The organism is Nonomuraea sp. NPDC001831, assembly GCF_042892035.1.
In the GTDB taxonomy this organism is placed as follows: domain Bacteria; phylum Actinomycetota; class Actinomycetes; order Streptosporangiales; family Streptosporangiaceae; genus Nonomuraea.
In genome coordinates this window covers 81,347-99,800 of record NZ_JBIATU010000004.1, presented here as the reverse complement: position 1 = coordinate 99,800, position 18,454 = coordinate 81,347, and the positions used below count along the sequence as shown (strand labels likewise).

19 protein-coding genes are annotated in these 18,454 nt (G+C 75.4%); 8 read left to right on the top strand and 11 right to left on the bottom strand.

Annotated features, from left to right (window positions below; all coding sequences use genetic code 11):
* Nucleotides 1–74: 74 nt before the first annotated feature.
* Nucleotides 75–839 carry a PP2C family protein-serine/threonine phosphatase gene (locus ACFYYW_RS15660; protein WP_387649128.1) on the top strand — a complete coding sequence of 255 codons (765 nt, stop codon included), beginning with the start codon at nucleotides 75–77 and terminating at the stop codon, nucleotides 837–839.
* A gap of 81 nt (nucleotides 840–920) precedes the next feature.
* Here ACFYYW_RS15660 and ACFYYW_RS15655 read toward each other — a convergent pair whose 3' ends face one another.
* A complete protein-coding gene (locus tag ACFYYW_RS15655; RefSeq protein ID WP_352331293.1) occupies nucleotides 921–1,454 on the bottom strand; it encodes a hypothetical protein in 534 nt (177 codons plus the stop codon).
* A 45-nt stretch (nucleotides 1,455–1,499) separates the two neighbouring features.
* Here ACFYYW_RS15655 and ACFYYW_RS15650 point away from each other — a divergent pair, with 45 nt between their 5' ends.
* The 3 genes from ACFYYW_RS15650 to ACFYYW_RS15640 all read left to right on the top strand — a co-directional run bounded on the left by ACFYYW_RS15650 (nucleotide 1,500) and on the right by ACFYYW_RS15640 (nucleotide 5,158).
* Entirely contained in the window at nucleotides 1,500–3,110 is a 1,611-nt protein-coding gene (locus ACFYYW_RS15650; protein WP_387649124.1) for a PucR family transcriptional regulator, read from the top strand.
* Between the two features lie 151 nt (nucleotides 3,111–3,261).
* On the top strand, nucleotides 3,262–4,632 hold the full coding sequence (locus ACFYYW_RS15645; RefSeq protein WP_352354979.1) for a diaminopimelate decarboxylase: 1,371 nt from the start codon (nucleotides 3,262–3,264) through the stop codon (nucleotides 4,630–4,632).
* A 184-nt stretch (nucleotides 4,633–4,816) separates the two neighbouring features.
* Nucleotides 4,817–5,158, top strand: a complete 342-nt coding sequence (locus ACFYYW_RS15640; protein ID WP_387649121.1) for a WGxxGxxG family protein — start codon at nucleotides 4,817–4,819, stop codon at nucleotides 5,156–5,158.
* Nucleotides 5,159–5,330: 172 nt separating this feature from the next.
* On the opposite strand, the gene ACFYYW_RS15635 is transcribed toward ACFYYW_RS15640, so the two are convergent.
* Nucleotides 5,331–6,122: a putative protein N(5)-glutamine methyltransferase gene (locus tag ACFYYW_RS15635; RefSeq protein ID WP_387649118.1), complete on the bottom strand. Its 792-nt coding sequence runs from the start codon at nucleotides 6,120–6,122 to the stop codon at nucleotides 5,331–5,333.
* A 414-nt stretch (nucleotides 6,123–6,536) separates the two neighbouring features.
* On the opposite strand from ACFYYW_RS15635, the gene ACFYYW_RS15630 reads away from it, so the two are divergent.
* Nucleotides 6,537–8,633 carry a prolyl oligopeptidase family serine peptidase gene (locus ACFYYW_RS15630; protein ID WP_387649115.1) on the top strand — a complete coding sequence of 699 codons (2,097 nt, stop codon included), beginning with the start codon at nucleotides 6,537–6,539 and terminating at the stop codon, nucleotides 8,631–8,633.
* Between the two features lie 23 nt (nucleotides 8,634–8,656).
* On the opposite strand, the gene ACFYYW_RS15625 is transcribed toward ACFYYW_RS15630, so the two are convergent.
* The 9 genes from ACFYYW_RS15625 to ACFYYW_RS15585 form a co-directional block, all read right to left on the bottom strand.
* The gene (locus ACFYYW_RS15625) at nucleotides 8,657–9,187 is read right to left on the bottom strand and encodes a DUF1707 domain-containing protein (protein WP_387649113.1); all 531 of its coding nucleotides are present in this window, start codon (nucleotides 9,185–9,187) and stop codon (nucleotides 8,657–8,659) included.
* Complete coding sequence (locus ACFYYW_RS15620; protein ID WP_387649110.1) at nucleotides 9,184–9,987, bottom strand: ABC transporter permease; 804 nt, start codon at nucleotides 9,985–9,987, stop codon at nucleotides 9,184–9,186. The genes ACFYYW_RS15625 and ACFYYW_RS15620 overlap by 4 nt, the downstream gene beginning before the upstream one ends.
* Nucleotides 9,984–10,964 (bottom strand): ATP-binding cassette domain-containing protein, encoded by a 981-nt coding sequence (locus ACFYYW_RS15615; RefSeq protein WP_387649107.1) that lies wholly within the window; start codon nucleotides 10,962–10,964, stop codon nucleotides 9,984–9,986. Before ACFYYW_RS15615 ends, ACFYYW_RS15620 begins: the two co-directional genes overlap by 4 nt.
* Before the next feature lie 17 nt (nucleotides 10,965–10,981).
* Nucleotides 10,982–11,968 (bottom strand): DUF4097 domain-containing protein, encoded by a 987-nt coding sequence (locus tag ACFYYW_RS15610; RefSeq protein WP_387649104.1) that lies wholly within the window; start codon nucleotides 11,966–11,968, stop codon nucleotides 10,982–10,984.
* On the bottom strand, nucleotides 11,968–12,519 hold the full coding sequence (locus tag ACFYYW_RS15605) for a toxin-antitoxin system HicB family antitoxin (protein ID WP_364419239.1): 552 nt from the start codon (nucleotides 12,517–12,519) through the stop codon (nucleotides 11,968–11,970). Before ACFYYW_RS15605 ends, ACFYYW_RS15610 begins: the two co-directional genes overlap by 1 nt.
* Before the next feature lie 71 nt (nucleotides 12,520–12,590).
* Entirely contained in the window at nucleotides 12,591–12,980 is a 390-nt protein-coding gene (locus ACFYYW_RS15600) for a hypothetical protein (RefSeq protein ID WP_387649101.1), read from the bottom strand.
* Nucleotides 12,981–13,026: 46 nt separating this feature from the next.
* Complete coding sequence (locus ACFYYW_RS15595) at nucleotides 13,027–13,533, bottom strand: FBP domain-containing protein (RefSeq protein ID WP_364419235.1); 507 nt, start codon at nucleotides 13,531–13,533, stop codon at nucleotides 13,027–13,029.
* Entirely contained in the window at nucleotides 13,530–14,891 is a 1,362-nt protein-coding gene (locus tag ACFYYW_RS15590) for a DHA2 family efflux MFS transporter permease subunit (protein WP_387649097.1), read from the bottom strand. The genes ACFYYW_RS15595 and ACFYYW_RS15590 overlap by 4 nt, the downstream gene beginning before the upstream one ends.
* Entirely contained in the window at nucleotides 14,888–15,460 is a 573-nt protein-coding gene (locus ACFYYW_RS15585) for a TetR/AcrR family transcriptional regulator (RefSeq protein ID WP_352327684.1), read from the bottom strand. The genes ACFYYW_RS15590 and ACFYYW_RS15585 overlap by 4 nt, the downstream gene beginning before the upstream one ends.
* A 131-nt stretch (nucleotides 15,461–15,591) precedes the next feature.
* Between ACFYYW_RS15585 and ACFYYW_RS15580 the strand changes: the two genes are divergently transcribed.
* The 3 genes from ACFYYW_RS15580 to ACFYYW_RS15570 are packed head-to-tail and all read left to right on the top strand — an operon-like array spanning nucleotide 15,592 to nucleotide 18,425.
* Nucleotides 15,592–15,792, top strand: coding sequence for a ferredoxin (locus ACFYYW_RS15580; RefSeq protein ID WP_352355003.1), 201 nt, complete (start codon nucleotides 15,592–15,594; stop codon nucleotides 15,790–15,792).
* Nucleotides 15,785–17,161, top strand: coding sequence for an NAD(P)/FAD-dependent oxidoreductase (locus ACFYYW_RS15575; RefSeq protein WP_387649094.1), 1,377 nt, complete (start codon nucleotides 15,785–15,787; stop codon nucleotides 17,159–17,161). The genes ACFYYW_RS15580 and ACFYYW_RS15575 overlap by 8 nt, the downstream gene beginning before the upstream one ends.
* A gap of 16 nt (nucleotides 17,162–17,177) precedes the next feature.
* Complete coding sequence (locus ACFYYW_RS15570) at nucleotides 17,178–18,425, top strand: cytochrome P450 (protein WP_387649091.1); 1,248 nt, start codon at nucleotides 17,178–17,180, stop codon at nucleotides 18,423–18,425.
* Nucleotides 18,426–18,454 lie beyond the last annotated feature (29 nt).

Sequence of the window (18,454 nt, the reverse complement as noted above, 5' to 3'; positions counted from 1 at the left end):
TCGGCCGTCAGTCGCATCCCACGTAAGAGGGATGTACTGGACGGGTGTCGTCGCGCGCGACGGGAGGGACGATCATGACTGTCTTTTCGATCTCGATTTTGCTCGGCTGCCTCTCGGTGATGGCGGTCCGGGGCCGCCGGGGGGACTGGCCGCCCGGCATGCCGGCGGCGCGGCCCAGGCTGGTGACCGCGGGCGGCACCTACGACGGCTCGCACGGCCACCCCTCCGACGCCTACGTCGTCCAGGAGCGGCTGATCGCGCTGGCCGACGGGCAGGGCGGCACGGAGGTCGCGCACACGGCGGCCGCGCTGGCCCTGGGCGCCGTGGTCGCCGCCCGCCCGCAGCACTCCGCCCGGCGGGAGGAGGACATGGACGAGTGCGCCCAGTCCGCCCACCGGGCCGTCCGGCGGGCCGCGTTGCGCACGCCGTCCAAGCCGGGGCTGGTCACGACGATGGACCTGCTGGTGCTCGTCCCCGGGGAGACGCCGTGCCTGCGTTTCGCCCACGTGGGCAACGGCGCGATCTGGCACTGCGCCAAGGGCGGCAGGCCGCGCCGGCTCACCACGTCGCACTCCTTCGACGACGGGCCGCTGCTGCGCGGGATCGGGCTGGCCTCCACGCTGAACCCCGAGGTCGGCACCGTGCCGCTGCGGCCGGGCGACCGCGTGGCGGTCGTCACCGACGGCGTGCTGAAGGCGCTGGGCGAGCACCGGCTGGCCGAGCTGCTGGCCGTCGGCCCGTCCCCGGCCGCCTGCCTGGACCGGCTGTACGACGAGGTGGCCGCCGCGGCGCCCAAGGACGACGCGACGATGGTCGTCGCCGACTTCGTCACCGCCTGACCGCCCGGCCGCCCGTGGAACGTGCCACCCGACACGAAGGCGGGGGCCGGGTGGCACGTCCGGCACGCGGGCGCCGGGGCGTCAGGCCAGGCGCTGGAGGAGGCCGTACACGAACAGGGCGCGGCGGGGCGTGCCCGCGCAGGCGAAGTCGACCGCCCAGTGGTGCGGGGCCGCCCCCTCGCCCTGGAAGCTCACCGGGAAGCTCGCGGCGACGTCGGCCACGACGCATTCCCACGGGGTCAGGCCGGCGGCCGACAGCCGCCGGTCGCCGCCGGGCCGCACGAACCACAGGTTCCACACCTCGCCGCCGGGGCCGGTCAGCGCCTCGAACTCCAGCTCCGGCCAGGACGGCAGCCGCCAGCGGGCCACCTCGCAGGTCAGGCTGCCGAACGGGGCCGCGCCGGCGTACGCGGGCGGGCCGAGCGCCATCCGCAGCGCGGCCCGTCCCTTGGGCGCCGCCGGGGAGTGGGCCAGCCGGGTCCAGTGGGTGTGGGCGGCGCGCAGTTCGGCGCGGGAGGCGTCCAGGTCGGCCAGCGCCTGCTCCACGCGCCGCGGGTTGAGGTCGCGCATGCGGTGCATCAGGGCCAGCTCGAACTGGCGTACGCCGAATCGCATGGCCCCCAGCCTGCCAGGCGTCGTGACCTGCGTATGCTCCCCGTCATGAACAAACGGGGGCAGATCACTCTCCGCGAGCTGCTCGCCTTCGACGAGGGCGGCGTCCTGCGGCTGCTGCTCGCGCCGTCGGGCCAGGACGTGCACGTGTCCGGCATGATCATCGGCGACGAGGGGCCCGCTCGCTCGTACGCGGGCCGGATCGTGCTCGCGGCCGGGCTGTTCCACTCCACCGGCGCGGCCACCGCCTCCATCCGCGAGGCGGCGCGGCGCGGCGCCGCGGCGGTGGTCGTGCGGGCCGGCGAGGACCTGGCCGACGACGCGCTCGACACGGCCGAGCAGGTCGGCATCGCCCTGCTGGCCCGCGCCGAGTGGGCCGACTGGGACGACGTGGCGACCCTGCTGCGCTCGGCCGCCGCCTACGGCGAGGCGGGACGCGGCGACCGGATGGCCGAGGCCACGGCGGGCGGCGGGCTGGCCGCGCTGGCCTCGGTGGTCGCCGAGTTCACCGGCGGCTCGATCACCATCGAGGACACCCAGTTCCGCGTGCTGGCGCACTCGGCCACCGGCCCGGAGGCCGACGAGCTGCGCCGCTCCACCATCCTGGGCGGCCGGGTGCCCGACTGGCGGGTGGACGAGCTGCGCCGCAGCGGCCTGCTGCGCACCCTGTGGTCCTCCGGCGAGGTGATCCACCGGCCCGCCGACGGCGACACCCCCGAGCGGCTGATCATCGCCATCCGCAGCGGGCGGGAGATGCTGGGCTCGATCTGGGCCGCCGCCGACGGCCGCAGCCTGTCGCCCAACGCGGCCAGCGCGCTGAGCCGGGCCGCGGAGGTGGCGGTGCCGTACCTGGTGCAGCACCGGCTGCGGGAGAGCGGCGCGCGGCTGCGGGAGGAGCACGCGCTGCGCGGGCTGCTGGGCGGCGAGGGCGACATGAGCACCCACGCCTGGACGCTGGGCCTGCCGCCCGACCTGCGCTGCGCCGTCGTGATCGCCGAGGCCGGACCCGACGCGGCGGGCGAGGGCGCGGCGGCCCGGGGCCCGGCCGGGGAGCGGGTGCTGGAGGTGCTCGCGCTGCACGCCGCCTCCTACCGGACGGGGGTGCGGGTGCTGCGGGAGACGGGCCGGGTGCTGGCCCTGGTGCCGGTGCGCGGCGGCGACGAGCGGGACGTGCTCGGGCTGGCCCGCGAGCTGGACGGGCTGGCCGCCTCGACGCCGGGCGCCGCCGCGGTGCTGGTGGGCGCGGGGTCGGTGGCTGCCTCGCCGCTGGTCGCGGCGGGCTCGCGGGAGGAGGCCGACCTGGTCGTCCGGGTCCTGCGCGGCCGCGGCTCCGGCCCCCGCCACGCCCTGGCGGCCGACCTCGGCCCCGCCCTGGACGTGCTGCGCGTCCTGGACGCCGTCCGCCCGGTGTGGGAACGCGGCAGCGGCCCGGTGTACGACCTCGTCCACGCCGACCTGGCGGCGGGCGGCGAGCTGGTCCGCTCGATCGCCGCCTACCTCGACGCCGCGGGGGACGTCGGCCGCGCCGCCCGCCGGCTGGTCCTGCATCCGAACACCCTGCGCTACCGGCTGCGCCGCGTGCGCGAGCGGTTCGGCGTCGACCTCGACGACCCCGACACCCGGCTGCTGCTCACGCTCGCCGTCCGCTTGGCCGCCTGACCTGGGGCTCCGGATTTTCCTTGGCCGGTCGGACAAAGCCGCAGGTGGGCTTTGTCCGACCGGCTGAAGACGTGGCCTGCGGTCATGGCCGAATCTCGTCTGGCCCCCCTCCGAAACTCCCTCTTTCCCGATGCATCCAGGAGCCTTGGACGTGATCCAGAGCAGTGCCACGCTCGCGCCCGCCCCGGCCCGCGGCACCACCGCCGAACGCGCCGCCCACGTGTTGCGCCATGCCGTACGCGCCGGTGCGCTCGGACCGGGCGAGCCGGTCGCCGGTTTCGTCGACACCGCCGGCGTGCGGGACTCGGTCAGGGCGTTGCACGAGGCGTTCGGCGAGGTCCCGGACGTGCTGCACACCTTCGCCGCCAAGGCCGCGTCCCTGATCCCCGTCCTGCGGCTGCTGGCCGCCTCGGGTATGGGGTGCGAGGTGGCCAGCCCCGGCGAGCTGCGGATCGCGCTGGACGCCGGGTTCGCGCCGGGCACGATCGTCTTCGACTCCCCCGCCAAGACCCGCGAGGAGCTGCGCCAGGCGCTCTCGCTGGGCGTCGCGGTCAACGCCGACAGCCTGGCCGAGCTGCGCCGCATCGACGAGCTGCGCGCGCCGGACTCCTCCTCGGTGCTGGGGCTGCGGGTGAACCCGCAGGTGGGCACCGGCACGATCGGCGCGATGAGCACCGCGACCGCCACCTCCAAGTTCGGCGTCGCGCTGCGCGACCCCGGGGCCCGCGAGGCGGTCGTCCGCGCGTTCGCCGAACGGCCCTGGCTGACCCGCCTGCACGCGCACGTGGGCTCCCAGGGGTGCCCGCTGGAGCTGATCGCGGCGGGCATCGCCGAGACGTACCGGCTGGCCGAGGAGATCAACGCGACGCTCGGCGTCCGGCAGATCACCAGCATCGACATCGGCGGCGGCCTGCCGGTGAACTTCGACGGCGACGAGGTGGCCCCCACCTACGCCGACTACGTCGCCACGCTGCGCGCGGCCGTCCCCGGGCTGTTCGACGGCCGGTACGCGCTGGTCACCGAGTTCGGCCGGTCGCTGCTGGCCAAGAACGGCTTCGTCGCGGCGCTGGTGGAGTACACCAAGGACGCCGGCGGCCGGCGGGTGGCGATCACCCACGCGGGCGCGCAGGTCGCCACCCGCACCGTGCTCATGCCGGACGCCTGGCCGCTGCGGGTCGGCGCGTACGGCCCGGCGGGCGACCCCAAGGACGGCCCTCTGCTCGCCCAGGACGTCGCGGGCCCGTGCTGCTTCGCCGGTGACGTGGTCGCGCACGCCAGGGAGCTGCCGGAGCTGGCCGAGGGCGACATCGTCGTGCTGCACGACACCGGCGCCTACTACTTCTCCACCCCGTGGGCCTACAACAGCCTGCCCTATCCGGCGGTGCACGGCTTCACCGTCACGGCGGACGGCGACGTCCGGCTGAGCGAGGTGCGCCCGGCGCAGACCCTGGACGAGATCGCCGCGGCCAGCGGGCTGGCCCAGGCCGACGCGCTGACCGGCCTCCTGGCGGCCACCGCCTGACCGGCCGCCGTCCCAACTGTGGCGGTATGTCCTGGTTTGTGGGGATTGTTTTCGCGGGTGGGGGTAGGTCTACCAGCGAGTATGGAGTTCTCGCTCCATTTCGGGGGAACCTTCCGGGCCGTCGCCCGGAAGGCGCGACAGGCGGCTCTCCGCCTTGAGGGCCGCCGGATCCGGGGGAACCCACATGCGCAAGACGCTCACCGGCCTGGGGATGGCATTCTGCTTGGCGCTGGCCCCGGCCGCCACCGCTGTGGCGGACACGCCCGTCGTCCAGAGCCAGGCGACGCCGAGCCCGCAACCGACCGAGAACAGATACGACGAGGGCGGCGGCAACGGCGGTCTGTGGGGCCTGCTGGGGCTGCTCGGACTGCTGGGGCTGGCGGGCCTGCGCAAGGGCCGCAACCCGGTGGGGACGGCTGAGCACATGACCCGTCCCACAGGAACCACCGGTACCACCGGGACCACGGGTACCACCGGGACCACGACGGGGACCACCGCCAACCCCACCCGCCCGCAGCGTCCGTAAGGGACGCGGGCGGTGCCCGGCACGCTCCGGCGCGCCGGGCACCGCGCTGCCCGCCCCCGGAACCGCCGCCCCCCGCAGCACCGCCCCCTACAGCCCGGCCCCCGCAGTCCGGTTCGCGCAGTCCGGTGGGCGCGGTCCGGTTCGCGCGGTCCGGTTGGCGTGGGTACGGGCTTCAGGCGGGGCGGGTGGCGATGACGGCGGCGGCGTCCAGTTCGTCCGAGACCGCGGCCCGCGCCTGGAGCCTCGCCGCCACGGCGGCCCGGACGGTGGCCGCGGCCTGCCGTTCGCTGGTCTCCACCAGCAGGTGCCCGCCCGGCGCGAGCCAGCCGGCGGCCCCCGCGATCACCCGGCGCACCACGTCGAGCCCGTCGCCGCCGCCGTCGAGCGCCATCAGCGGCTCGTGCAGGCGCGCCTCGGGCGGCAGCAGGCCGACCGACTCGGTGGGCACGTAGGGAGGGCTGGCGATCAGGATGCCGACGCGGCCGCGGAGCGAGCCGGGCAGGGCGTCGTACAGGTCGCCCTGGTGAACGTGGCCGCCGGGCAGGTTGAGCCGGGCGCAGCGCACGGCGGCGGGGTCGAGGTCGGCCGCGTGCACCTCGGTCTCCTCCCCCAGCGCCGCCACGACCGCGGCCCCCATCGCGCCCGTGCCGCAGCACAGGTCGAGGACGACGGGCGGGCGGCCGGCCCCGCGGGCCAGCGCGACGGCCTGGCGGATGAGGAACTCGGTACGCGGACGCGGCACGAACACGCCAGGCTCGACGGCGATGCGCAGGCCGCAGAACCGCGCCCAGCCCAGGACGTGCTCAAGGGGCAGCCCGCCGGCCCGGCGCTCGACCATCCCGGCCAGCTCGGCAGGGGTACGGGCGGTGGAGACCAGCAGCTCGGCCTCGTCCTCGGCGAAGACGCAGCCGGCGGCGCGCAGCCGGGAGACGACGGCGGACAGGGGGATCGTGGAGGGGGACATGGGGAGCCTTCCGGGATGCCGATGGGCGCTCCCCGCGGTCACCTGGCCCAGGCGGGCCGGACGGGTGCCGGAAGGGAGCCCCAGCCTGACGAAGCGGTAATGGGTCTCACCTCCTACGGACGGTCTCGGCCAGAGACCGTCACAGTACCAGAGCCGTTCCCGCCCGACGCGGGCGGCCGCCGGGGATCTCCCCCGGTCAGGCGGACGCCGTCACACGGATGATCACGTAGTAAAATGTCCGGGAGCTCGGCCGCGGAGATCGTCCCGGAGATCGTCCCGGCGAGCGGGAGGCGGCCGCGGGAGCCGCGCGAGAAGTCCCGCCGCTCACCTGACACGAACGAAGCGCACACCACTACGGTGTGCGCTTTTTGTCGTGCCCGAAAGCCGGACCACAGTGAGAGGAACCAGGCACGCATGCCGCACCACGACGACGACACCAGGATCAGCCTGCCCCGGCAGTTCGCCCGCACCCGGCGGTTCACCCTGGGCGCCCCCTCGGCCTTCACTGTCTCGGCGGACGGCTCCGTCGTGCTGTTCCTGCGCAGCCGCGCCGGCGACGACCCGGTCACCTGCCTCTGGGTCCTGGACGCCGGCTCCGGCGAGGAGCGGCTGCTCGCCGACCCCGCCGCGCTGACCGGCGGCGGCGCCCAGGGGATCGGCTCCTACGCCACGGACGACGCGGCCGGCCTGGCGGTGTTCACCCTGGCGGGCGCGCTGTGGGCGGTGGACGTCCCGACCGGCGCGGCCCGTCTGCTGCCGGTGCCCGGCACGGCCCGCGACCCGCGGCCCGACCCGGCCGGGCGGCTGGTCGCCTACCTCTCCGGCGGCGCGCTGCGGGTGATCGGCGCGGACGGCGCCGGCGACCGCGCCGTGGCCGAGCCCGACGGGCCGGACGTGCGGTTCGGCGTCGCCGAGTACGCCGCGTCCGCCTCGATGGGCCGCTCCCGCGGCTACTGGTGGTCCCCCGACGGCGCCCGCCTGCTGACGGCCCGGGTGGACGAGGCCCGTGTCGCGCTCTGGCACGTCGGCGACCCCGCCGAGCCCGCGCGCCCGCCGCGGGCCGTGCGGTACCCGGCGGCCGGCACCGCCAACGCCGACGTCACCCTCTGGATCGCCAGGCTGGACGGCACGACGGACGGCACGGCGGACGGCGGGCGCGTCGAGGTCGCCTGGGACCGGGCCGCCTTCGAGTACCTGACGGCCGCCGGCTGGGACGCCCACGGCCCGTACCTGTCGGTGCAGAGCAGGGACCAGCGGACGGTCCGGGTGCTGGCCGCCGACCCGGACTCCGGCCGGACGCGGCTGCTGGCCGAGCAGCACGATCCGTGCTGGGTGCAGCTCGTCCCGGGCACGCCCGCCCGTACCGGCTCCGGCCGCCTGGTCGCCCACACCGACCTGGACGGCACCCGGCGGCTCACCGTCGGCGGCGTCCCGGTCACGCCGCCCGGCCTGCAACTGGAGGCGGTTCTCGGCGTGGACGGCGAGGACGTGCTCTTCACCGCCTCCGACGACCCCGCGCAGACCCACCTGTGGCTGCACACCCCGGCGGCGGGCGCCCGCCGGCTCAGCATCGCGCCGGGGGTGCACGGCGGGACGCGGCGCGCGGGCACCCTCGTCCACGTCATCCGCACCGCCGAGCACCCGGGCGAGCGGGTGCGCGTGGAACGCTCTTCGGCCGGGACGTCGTCCCCGGCGCGCAGCGGGGTCGAGGTGGCGTCGGCGGCGCAGCGGCCGGTGCTGGCGCTGCGCCGGCTGTCGCTCGTCACCACCGGGCGCGACCTGCGCAGCCACCTGCACCTGCCCTCCTGGCACCGCCCCGGCGACCCGGCGCTGCCGGTCCTGCTGGACCCGTACGCGGGGCCGGCCGGACGCCGGGTCACCGACGAGCAGGCGCCGATGATGTTCGTCTCGCAGTGGTTCGCCGAGCAGGGGTTCGCCGTCCTGGTCACCGACGGGGCCGGCACGCCGGGCCGCGGCCCCGGCTGGGAGCGCGAGGTGCACGGCGACATGTTCGGCCCCGTGCTGGCGGACCAGGTGGCCGCCCTGCACGCGGTCGCCGCCCGCCATCCGGAGCTGGACCTGCGCCGGGTCGCGATGCGCGGCTGGTCGTTCGCGGGCACGCTGGCCGTCATGGCGGTGCTGCGGCGTCCCGACGTCTTCCACGCCGCGCTCGCCGGCGCCGGCGCCAGCGAGCAGCGCCTGTACGACACCCACTGGCGGGAACGTTTCCTCGGCCACCCGGACCGCCACCCCGACCGGTACGAAGCCTGCTCCACCCTGGCCGGGGCGCACACCCTGACCCGGCCCCTGCAGCTCGTCCACGGCCTGTCCGACGACAACGTGTTCCCGGCGGGCACGCTGCGCCTGTCGTCCGCGCTGCTGGCCGCGGGACGCCCGCACGAGGTGCTGCCGCTGTCCGGCGCCTCCCACGCCCCCACCTCGGACGAGGACGTCTTCGAGGGCCTGCTCCTCCTCCAGCTCGACTTCCTCCGCCGCCACCTGAACGGGTAGCCGCCGGAGGGTCAAGACGGTTCTCAGGTCCCGAGCAGGCGGCCGCCGAGACGGGTCACCTGGCGGATGAGCAGGCGGCCGTAGGGCAGGTCGCCGGTCACCTGGACGTGCGGGTGGCCGGGGCGGGGCCGGCCGGGGGCCTTGCAGGTCACGCGCCCCCATGCGGACCGCACCCCGTCGGCGTTCGCGGTGGCGCCCGCGGGCAGGACGATCGTGGCGCTGCCGTACGCCAGCAGCAGCTCGATGTCGATGCGCCCGCAGGGCACGCGGGCTCGCGACAGGTCGAGCCGCACCCGGCCGTATCTGGAGTCGACGCACAGGCGGCGCGGGACCTCCCAGTCGCCGGTCCGGGTGACGGCGCCGCCGGCGGAGGCCAGCCGGACCACCTCGTCCGGCAGGTCGGCGACGATCGGCTCCAGCTCGCGGGCGGAGGTGGCGGTGAGCGCCAGTTCGAGCCGCCGTTCCAGTTCGTCGGGATCGAGCCGGCCGTCCGCGTACGCCTGCTGGACCAGCTCGACCGCGCGCTCGCGGTCCGCGCCCGAGACGGTGTTCACCGGCTGACGGCCCTGCTGTAGAGCCGCGTGGCCAGCGGCACGAACACGGCCAGGAGCAGCACGGACCACATCAGCGACACCGGCACGGCGTGCCGCAGCGGCCAGGCGGCGGGCTGGGGCAGGGCGGCGCTGGTGTTCCCGAACAGCTCCCGCGCGGCCTGGACGAGCGTCGAGACCGGGTTCCACTCGGCGATCGGCCGCAGCGGGCCGGGCAGGCGCGTGCTGTCGGCGAACGCGTTGGACAGGAACACCAGCGGCAACGAGGTGAGGGTGGCGAGGTTGTTGAACACCTCGGGCGTGCGCAGGGCCAGCGCGACCGTGGCCGTCACCCAGGAGAAGGCGTAGGCGAACAGCAGCAGCATCGCGAACCCGAGCACCGCCTCCGGCGGCGAGCTGTGGACGCGCCAGCCGACCAGCAGGCCGACGAGCGCCATGGTGGCGATGCTGGTGACGTTCATGATGACGTCGCTGACGGTCTGGCCGGTGAGCACCGCCGTGGGCGACATCGGCAGGGTGCGGAACCGGTCGAAGATGCCCTTCTGCAGGTCCTGGGTGAGCGTGTAGCCGGTGATCTGCGCGCTGGTGACGATCGTCATGACGAAGATCCCGGGCAGCAGGTACTCGCCGTAGGACATGCCGGGCAGCTCGATCATGCTGCCGAAGACGTAGGTGAAAAGCACCACGAACACGATGGGCAGCATGATCACGCCGCCCAGCAGGTCGGGGGCTCGGCGGATCTTGAGCGCGTTGCGCCTGGCGATGGTCAGGCCGTCGGCGGCGGCCAGCCGGAGGGCGTTCATCGGACGGTCTCCTCGGTCTTGTCGTCGGCGGTCCGCTCGTCGGCCTGGCGTCCGGTGAGGGTGAGGAACACGTCGTCGAGGGTGGGGCGGCGCAGCCCGGCGTCGCGTACGGCGATCCGCTCGGCGGCCAGGTGGCCGAGCGCCTGGGTCAGCGCGGCCGCGCCGCCGGTCACCGGGATCGTCATGCGCAGGGCGACGGCGTCGACCTGCATCTCCCCCAGGGCCAGCGGCGCCAGGGCGCGGGCGGCGTGCTCCAGGCTCGCCGCGCTGGTCACCGAGAGCTCGATGCGGTCGCCGCCGACCTGGTCCTTCAGCTCCTCGGCCGTGCCGCGGGCGATCACCCGCCCGCGGTCGACCACCGCGATGCGGTCGGCGAGCCGGTCGGCCTCCTCCAGGTACTGGGTGGTGAGCAGGACGGTGGTGCCCTCCCGGACGAGCTCGGCGATGACGTCCCACAGGGCGATCCTGGCGCGGGGGTCGAGGCCGGTGGTGGGCTCGTCCAGGAACAGCACGGGCGGGTCGGCGACCAGCGCGCCGGCCAGGTCGAGGCGGCGGCGCATGCCGCCGGACCAGCCGCGCACCGGGCGGTCGGCGGCGTCGGCGAGGTCGAAGCGGTCCAGCAGCTCGCGGGCGCGCTCCCGGCTGCGCCGGGCGCCCAGGTGGTAGAGGCGGCCGACCATCTCCAGGTTCTCGGCGCCGGTGAGGTGGTCGTCCACGGCGGCGTACTGGCCGGACGCGCCGATGCGGGCGCGCAGCCGGTGGGCGTCGCGGACGACGTCGAGCCCGGCCACCGTGGCGTGGCCGGCGTCGGGTCGCAGGAGCGTGGTGAGGATTCGCACCGTGGTGGTCTTGCCGGCGCCGTTGGGGCCCAGCAGTCCTAACACCGTCCCCTCCGGGACGGTCAGGTCGACGCCGTCGAGGGCGGTCACGTCGCCGTACCTCTTGGTCAGCCCCTCGACCATGATCGCGTCTGGCATGTCGGTCTCCTCGGTCGTCAGGAACGGTGGATGTCGATGTCGCCGTGCGTGGTGTGGGCGTGGATCTCGACGGTCCGCGCCGGGTCGCCGGGGTCGTCGCCGGGGTCGAGGGCGACGTTCACGGTGCCGTACCGGGAGCTGACGTCGAGCCAGGCGGAGGCGCCCTCGCGCAGGCCGACGTCCAGGCCGCCGCCGGTGGTCTCCATGACGACCGTGCCGGACGCCACCTCGTGGATCTCCACGCCGGCGTAGGAGGTCTTGGCGACGACGCCGGCCAGCGGGCGTTCCACGGTGATGTCGCCGTGGGCGCTGTTGAGCCGCAGCTCGCCGGTGACCTCGCCGAGGCGCACGTCGCCGTGGGCGGTCTTGACGGCGGCGGTGCCGTCGATCTCGCCGACGCGGATGTCGCCGTGGTTCGTGGTGATCTCGGCGTGCCCGCGGGCGCGGGCGACGGAGACGGCGCCGTGGGTGCTCTTCAGGCGCAGCCGGCCGGCCTGCTCGACGCGGATGTCGCCGTACGTGGTGGTCGCCGTGACGTCGCCGAGCGGCCCGCGGCACGACAGGCCGCCGGACGTCCTGACGTCGAGGCGGGACCCGGCCGGCAGCTCGATCGTCACCTCCACCGAGCCCGTGCCGAGCAGCAGCGAACGCGCCCAGTCGGCGGGCGACTCGACGAGCTTGCCGAGCGAGAGCCCCCAGCCGAGCGCCGGCGCGCCCTGTTCCTTGCCGGCGGCCACCGTGAGCCGGCCGTCGGCGTAATGAACCTGGACGTGCTGGGCGGCCTGCACGTCGGCGTCGTTGTGCTCGTCGCTCGGGCGCACGTCGACCACGGTCTCGGCGCGGTCGCCCGCGACGACGCGGACGGCGGCGGTCGCCAGGTCGAGGACGGCGACGATGGGGCGTGGCGTGTCGAAGGCCGGCATTCCGATCTCCCTGTCATCGGTCGGCATGGTCATCAGCGCGGGCATCAGCGCGGGCATCGGCGCGGGCGTCGGCGCGGGCATCAGCGCACCCAGCCGCTGTAGCGGTTGCCGGTCTGGGGGGCCGGGCGCCGGGTGGCGCGGCGGGTGGCGTCACGGGTGGCGTCACCGGGGTCGAGCGCCGCGGAGACAGCGCGGACCAGCCAGGCGTTGACGGACAGCCCGTCGCGCGCGGCCGCCTCCTCGATGCGCGGCTTGAGCGCCTCGGGCACCCGGAGGGAGATCCGGGACGTGCCGCCCTCGTCGGTCTCGGGGGGCGGCGGCATGGGCGGCCGCTCGCCGGGGCCGGCGCTGACGGGCGGTTCGTCCTGGTCCGGGAACGGGTGGGCGGCGGGCGGCGGCGTCACGACGAAGGCCGGGTCGCGCCCGCGCAGGCGCACCTCGACGGAGCCGGGCGCGAGGTCCTGGGTGATCTCGTCCGCGGCGGCCGACAGGGCCTCCAGCAGGGCGAGCCGGGCGGCCGACTCGAGAGTGGCGGCGAAGCGCTCGGCCAGCGCACGGGCCTGCTCGCCGCCCGTCCCGGCGGCGAGCATGAGCTCGCGCCGAAGTTGATCGACATACGGGGCAAGGTCCATGACGCCATCATGACATGCGTTGTGACGCCATTGCAAGGCTATATGACGTCACCATGGCGTCATATGACGTCTCACGCGGGCGGCGGCCCGGACAGCGCGGTGACGACACGGTGGCGCAGCAGCTCGTACTGCTCCCGGCACCGGCGCGGCGCGTCCGGGGGACGCTGCTGGAGCTGGGGATTCACGACGACCTCGCCCGGGTGGAACTGGTCGGCGGTGAAGTCGATCTCGGTGCCGCCGGGCAGCACGTTCCAGTAGTGGTGGCCGACCTTGACGCCGTCGGCGTGCACCTCGGCCAGGATCAGGTCTCCGCCCAGCAGGTCCTGGACCACCAGCGCGGTGATCCCGCACTGCCCCCTGGCCGGGTTGTCGGGCCGCCATTCCTCCCGCGCGGCGGTGTCGCAGGTGTCGGGCCCCCAGGCGGCGCGCAACGTCGGCCGCAACAGTTCCAGTATCAGCATCCGGGGAGTGTCGCAGGCAGGCCCGACAGTTCACCGGCCGTCCGGGTCACGCCAGGGCGCCGTCGAGGATCTTGTCGAGGAAGGCGTCCAGGTTGACCGCCGTCCTGGCGACGCGCTCGGCCACGCTCAGCGACTCGAACCGGACGCCCAGCTCGGTCTCCTTGCGCCCCCGGACGTACAGGGAGCAGGCCAGGTCGGCGCACATGTAGGCGCCCACCGTGTTGCCCTGCCGCCCCGCCGCGCCCACCCTGGCCGCGGTGAACAGCGCGACGCCGGTCCCGGCGTGCGGGGTCACGCAGACCGAGCAGAGCGTGCTCTTGGTGAAGCTCCTGCGCACCTCCTGGCCGAGCCGCAGCGCGACGCCGAGCGGCGCGCCGCCGCGTTCGGCCACCAGGTACGCCCGCTCCGGCGCCCCCGGATCGCGCCAGCCCAGGAAGTCGAGGTCGGGCCAGGGCAGCTCGGGCAGCCCGCGCGGGACGGCGAGCCGGCGGGCCTCGCCCTTGGAGCAGTTGACGAAGGACGAGCGGATCTCGTTCTCGGTGACGGGGTTCATGACGTGCCTGCTTTCGAGGACGGGAGGAACAGGGCGGGCAGGAGGCAGAGCGCGACGGCGGCCAGCGTGACCCAGAAGGCGGGCCGGTAGCCGCCGTGCTGGAGCAGCACGGCCACGCAGGCGGTGCCGGCCGCCGCGCCGACCTGCTGGCCGATGGCGTTGGCGGTGGTCGCGGCGGGCACCTTGGCCGGCGGCAGCGAATGGTAGAGGGTGATCATGGTGGGTGAGACCGCGAGCGCGGCCCCCACCCCGCGGACGAACAGCGCCACCGGCAGCAGCGCCGTGCCCGCCCCGGGGTCGGCCAGCGCGAACGGCAGCGTGCCGGCCGCCAGCAGGACCAGGCCCGTGACGACGATCCGGCGCGGGTTGCCGTTCAGGTCGATCAGCCGGCCGGCGGCCAGCACCGCGGCGAGCATGCCGAGCCCCTGCGGCGCGAGCACCAGCCCGGCGCCGAGCGCTCCGGCCCCCTCGGCCGTCTGGAGGAACAGCGGCACCAGGAACACCGCGGCGAACAGGGAGAAGTTGGCCAGGAAGGCCAGCGTGGCGGAGGCGGCGAAGGCCCGGTCGCGGAACAGGCCGGGCTCGACGATCCGCGGCCCGGAGGTGCGGGCGGCCCGCCACAGGCAGACGGCCAGCAGCAGCGCGCCGGCGGCCGCGGTCAGCGCGGCCACGGGCTCACCGGCCCCGCTCAGCCCGTGCAGCAGCAGGGTCAGGCCGCCGCTCACGCCGAGCAGGCCGGCCACGTCGAGGCGTTCGGCCGGGCCCTCCGGCCGGGCGGTGCGCACGTACAGAGCCGACAGGACGACGCCGACCGCCACGAACGGCACGTTGATCAGGAACACCCACCGCCACGACAGCGTCTCCAGCAGCACGCCGCCGACGACCGGCCCGAGGACGGGCGCGAGCACGGCGGGCACGGCCATCAGCGCCATCATCCGGCCGAGCCGCTCGCGCCCGGCCACCTCGACGACGATGATCCGGCTGAGCGGGAAGAGCATGCCCGCCCCGGCCCCCTGCACGACGCGGAAGGCGACGAGGCTGCCGAGCGACCAGGCCGACCCGCACAGGATCGAGCCGGCCAGGAACACGGCGAGCGAGGCGGTCCAGGCCGTCCCGGCGCCGAACCGCTGGGCCGCCCACCCGGTCGCGGGGATGACCGCGGCCAGGGCGAGCAGGTAGGCGGTCGTCACCCATTGGGTGGCCGCCAGGTCGGCGGAGAACGCGCGGGCCAGGGTGTGCGTGGCGACGCCGACCACCGTGCCGTCGAGCAGGGCGGTGAAGGCGCCGAGGGTGAGCACCCCGGCGACCGTCAGCAGCCGCCGGTCGAGGCCGGGCCGGGTGTCGGTCGTTCCGGTCATGGGGAAACCTGCCAATGTCTCAGTGCGCTGTCGAGCGCGTCGATGATCGCGTCCCACGAGCTGCGGACGTCGCGGGACGCCTGGAAGCCGCCGCGGGCCTCCAGGTTGGTGAAGCCGTGGAAGGTGCTGCGCAGCAGCCGGATGGCGTCGGTGTGGGCCGGCTCGGGCAGCCCGTACGCGGCCACGACCGCGTTGGTGGTGGTGAAGATGCGCTGGACGTCGGCGCACCCGGCGACGATCTCGGGGTCGAGCCGGAGCTGGGTGGCCTCGTACAGGCCCGGGTGGGCGAGCGCGAAGTCGCGGTAGGCGGCGGCGAAGGCGGCCAGCGCGTCCTTGCCCGCCTTGCCGGCCACCGCCGCGGTCAGGGCGTCGGCCTGGATGCGGGCGGCCCGCAGAGCGACCCGGACGCGCAGGTCCTGGAGGTTCCTGACGTGGGAGTAGAGGCTGGCGTCCGCGACGCCGAAGCGGCGCGCGAGGGCCGAGACCGTCAGGTTGTCGAACCCGGCCTCGTCGGCCAGCTCTCCGGCCGCCTCCGTCACGCGGTCCGCCGTCAGACCGGCCCGAGCCATCATGATCCACCTCCGCAGCAGGAAACCTAAGCTTCCTAGGTTTTATCCTAGGAGTCCTAGGTTTCGCAAATCAGGAAAACTTGGGATCAGGTTGGAACGTGGCTGGAGCAGCCGTTCGTAACGTGGCGGACATGAGAGTGCTCGTCGATCTGAACCGCTGCCTGAGCTACGGCCAGTGCGTGTTCGCGGCGCCGGCGGTCTTCCGGTTCCACGGCGCCGAGTCCCTCGAGTACGACTACGCCCCGGCCGACGCGCTGCGCGAGCAGGTGCGCGAGGCCGCCGCGGCCTGCCCGGTGCAGGCGATCACCTGCTCGCCGGACGACCATGCGTAGCGCGGTGATCGTGGGCGCCTCCTTGGCCGGCCTGCGGGCGGCCGAGACGCTGCGCGCCGAGGGCTTCACCGGGGAGCTGACCCTGATCGGCGACGAGCCGTACGAGCCCTACGACCGGCCGCCGCTGTCCAAGCAGGTGCTGGCCGGACGCGCCGCGCCCGCGCACACCGCGCTCGTCACGGCGCGGGACCTGCGGGCGCGCTGGCTGCTCGGCGAGCCCGCCACCGGCCTGGACCTGCGCACCCGGCAGGTACGCCTGGCCGGCGGGCGCGAGATCGGCTTCGACCGGGTGCTGATCGCCACCGGCACCCGGGCGCGCCCCTGGCCCGAGCCCGCCGAAGCGGCCCTGACCGGCGTGTTCACCCTGCGCGGGCGCGACGACGCGGAGAGCCTGCGGGCCGCGCTCGCCGCCGGGCCGAGCCGGGTGCTGGTCATCGGCGGCGGGTTCACCGGCTCGGAGATCGCCTCGGTCTGCCGCGAGCTGGGCCTGGCCGTGACGGTCGCCGAACGCGGCCCGGCCCCGCTGGCCGGCGCCCTGGGCGCGGCGGCCGGCAGCGTGGCCGCCCGGCTGCACCGCGAGCACGGCGTGGACCTGCGGGTGAACACCACGGTGATGGCGCTGGAGGGCGACGCGGAGGGCCGGCTGCGCGCGGCGCACCTGTCCGACGGCGACGTCCTGCCGGTCGAGGTCGCGGTGGTGGCGCTGGGGGCCGTCCGCAACACCGAGTGGCTGGACGGGGCGGGCCTGGCGGCCGACGCGCGCGGGGTGGTGTGCGACGCCGCCTGCCGGGCCTTCGACGCCGACGCGATCGTCACCTCCGACGTGTTCGTGGCCGGCGACGTGGCGCGCTGGCCGCACCCGCACTACGACGGCCTGCTGCTGGCCGTGGAGCGCTGGGACAACGCGGTGCGCCAGGCGGCCACCGCCGCGCACAACATGGTCGCCGACCGGCCGCGCCCGCACCGGGGGCTGCCGGCGTTCTGGTCCTACCAGTTCGGCGTCAGCATCAAGTCCGTCGGGCTGCCGACGATCGCCGACGAGGTGGTGGTCACGCAGGGCTCGGTGGCCGAGCGCCGCTTCGTGGCCTGTTTCGGCCGCCAGGGCCGGTGCGTGGCGGCGGTCGCGGTGGACGCCCCGCGCGCGCTGCCCGCCTACGCCGGCCTGATCGAGGCGGCCGCGCCCTTCCCGCCCGACCTGCGGGCCGCCGACGGGCCGCGCACGCTGCTCCCGGTGCCCGCCGGCCTGGCCGTGGACGGCCAGTCCACGCACAGCCCGACGGCCGCGGTGACCGGGCAGGGCCCGACCGCGCGCGAGGCGCCGCGCGAGCGCGACCCCCGCTCGCCGCTGACCGCGCCGCCGCTGGAATGAGAGCCGGAGGACGACCATGGCCCACCAGGTGACGCAGAGCCTGTTCGCGCAGGTCCTGGACGAGGCGAACCGCCCCGACCCGTACCCGCTGTACGCCCGGCTGCGCGAGACGCCCGTCTCCCGCCAGGGGGACGACCTGTACGCGGTGAGCACGTACGCCGAGATCGTCTCGCTGCTGCACGACCCGCGGATCAGCTCCGACGAGCGCAAGAGCAGGAGCGGCTCCGGCTCGTTCGGCGCCTCCGGCCGGCTGATGGCCGGACAGGACGCCCAGGACGGCCAGGAGTCCAGGAAACCGGCGTTCATCTTCCTCGACCCGCCCGACCACGACCGGCTGCGGCGGATCGTCATGCGGCACTTCACCCCGGAGCGCGTCAACCGGCTCGGGCAGCACGTGGTGTCGCTGGTGGCCGAACTCCTCGACCGGCGCGCCGGCCACGACTCCATGGACGTGGTGGACGACCTGGCCTACCCGCTGCCGGTCACGGTGATCTGCGACCTGCTCGGCGTGCCCAAGGAGGACGAGCCGCGCTTCCACGGCTGGGCCTCGGCCCTGGCCCGCACGCTGGACCCGCCCGAGGGGCTGTCGGCGCAGGAGGTCCGGCAGGCCGAGGCCGCCGCGCCGGAGCTGCGCGCGTACCTGGTGGAGCTGGCCGGCGAGCGGCACGCCCGCCCGTCGGACGACCTGCTGTCGGCGCTGCTCACCGACGACGAGGCCGAGCGCATGGACGCCCCGGAGATCATCGCGACGATGGCCCTGCTGCTCATCGCCGGCCACGAGACCACCGTCAACCTGATCGCCAACGGCATGCTGACGTTCCTGCGCAACCCGGAGGCGCTGGCGCGGCTGCGCGCCGACCCCGGGCTGATCGTGCCGGCCGTCGAGGAGGTGCTGCGCTACGACCCGCCGGTGCAGTTCCGCACCCGTACGACGCTGGCCGACATCGAGATCGCCGGGGTCACCGTGCCCCAGGGCGCGGACGTGGCGCTGCTGCTGGCCTCGGGCAGCCGGGACCCGGCCCGCTTCGCCGGCGCCGACCGCTTCGACCCGGCGCGGCGGGACAACCAGCATCTGGGGTTCGGCGGGGGCGTGCACTACTGCGTGGGGGCGCCGCTGGCCCGGATCGAGGCGCGGGTCGCGCTGGGCGCGCTGGTGAGCAGGCTGGTCGGGCCGGAGCTGGCCGCCGGGCCGCCGCCGTACCGGCACAGCGCGTCGCTGCGCGGGCCCGCGCACCTGGTGGTCGGCTTCGACCGCCTGCTCTGACATCCTGCCGCCCTGACACCTGCCTGCTC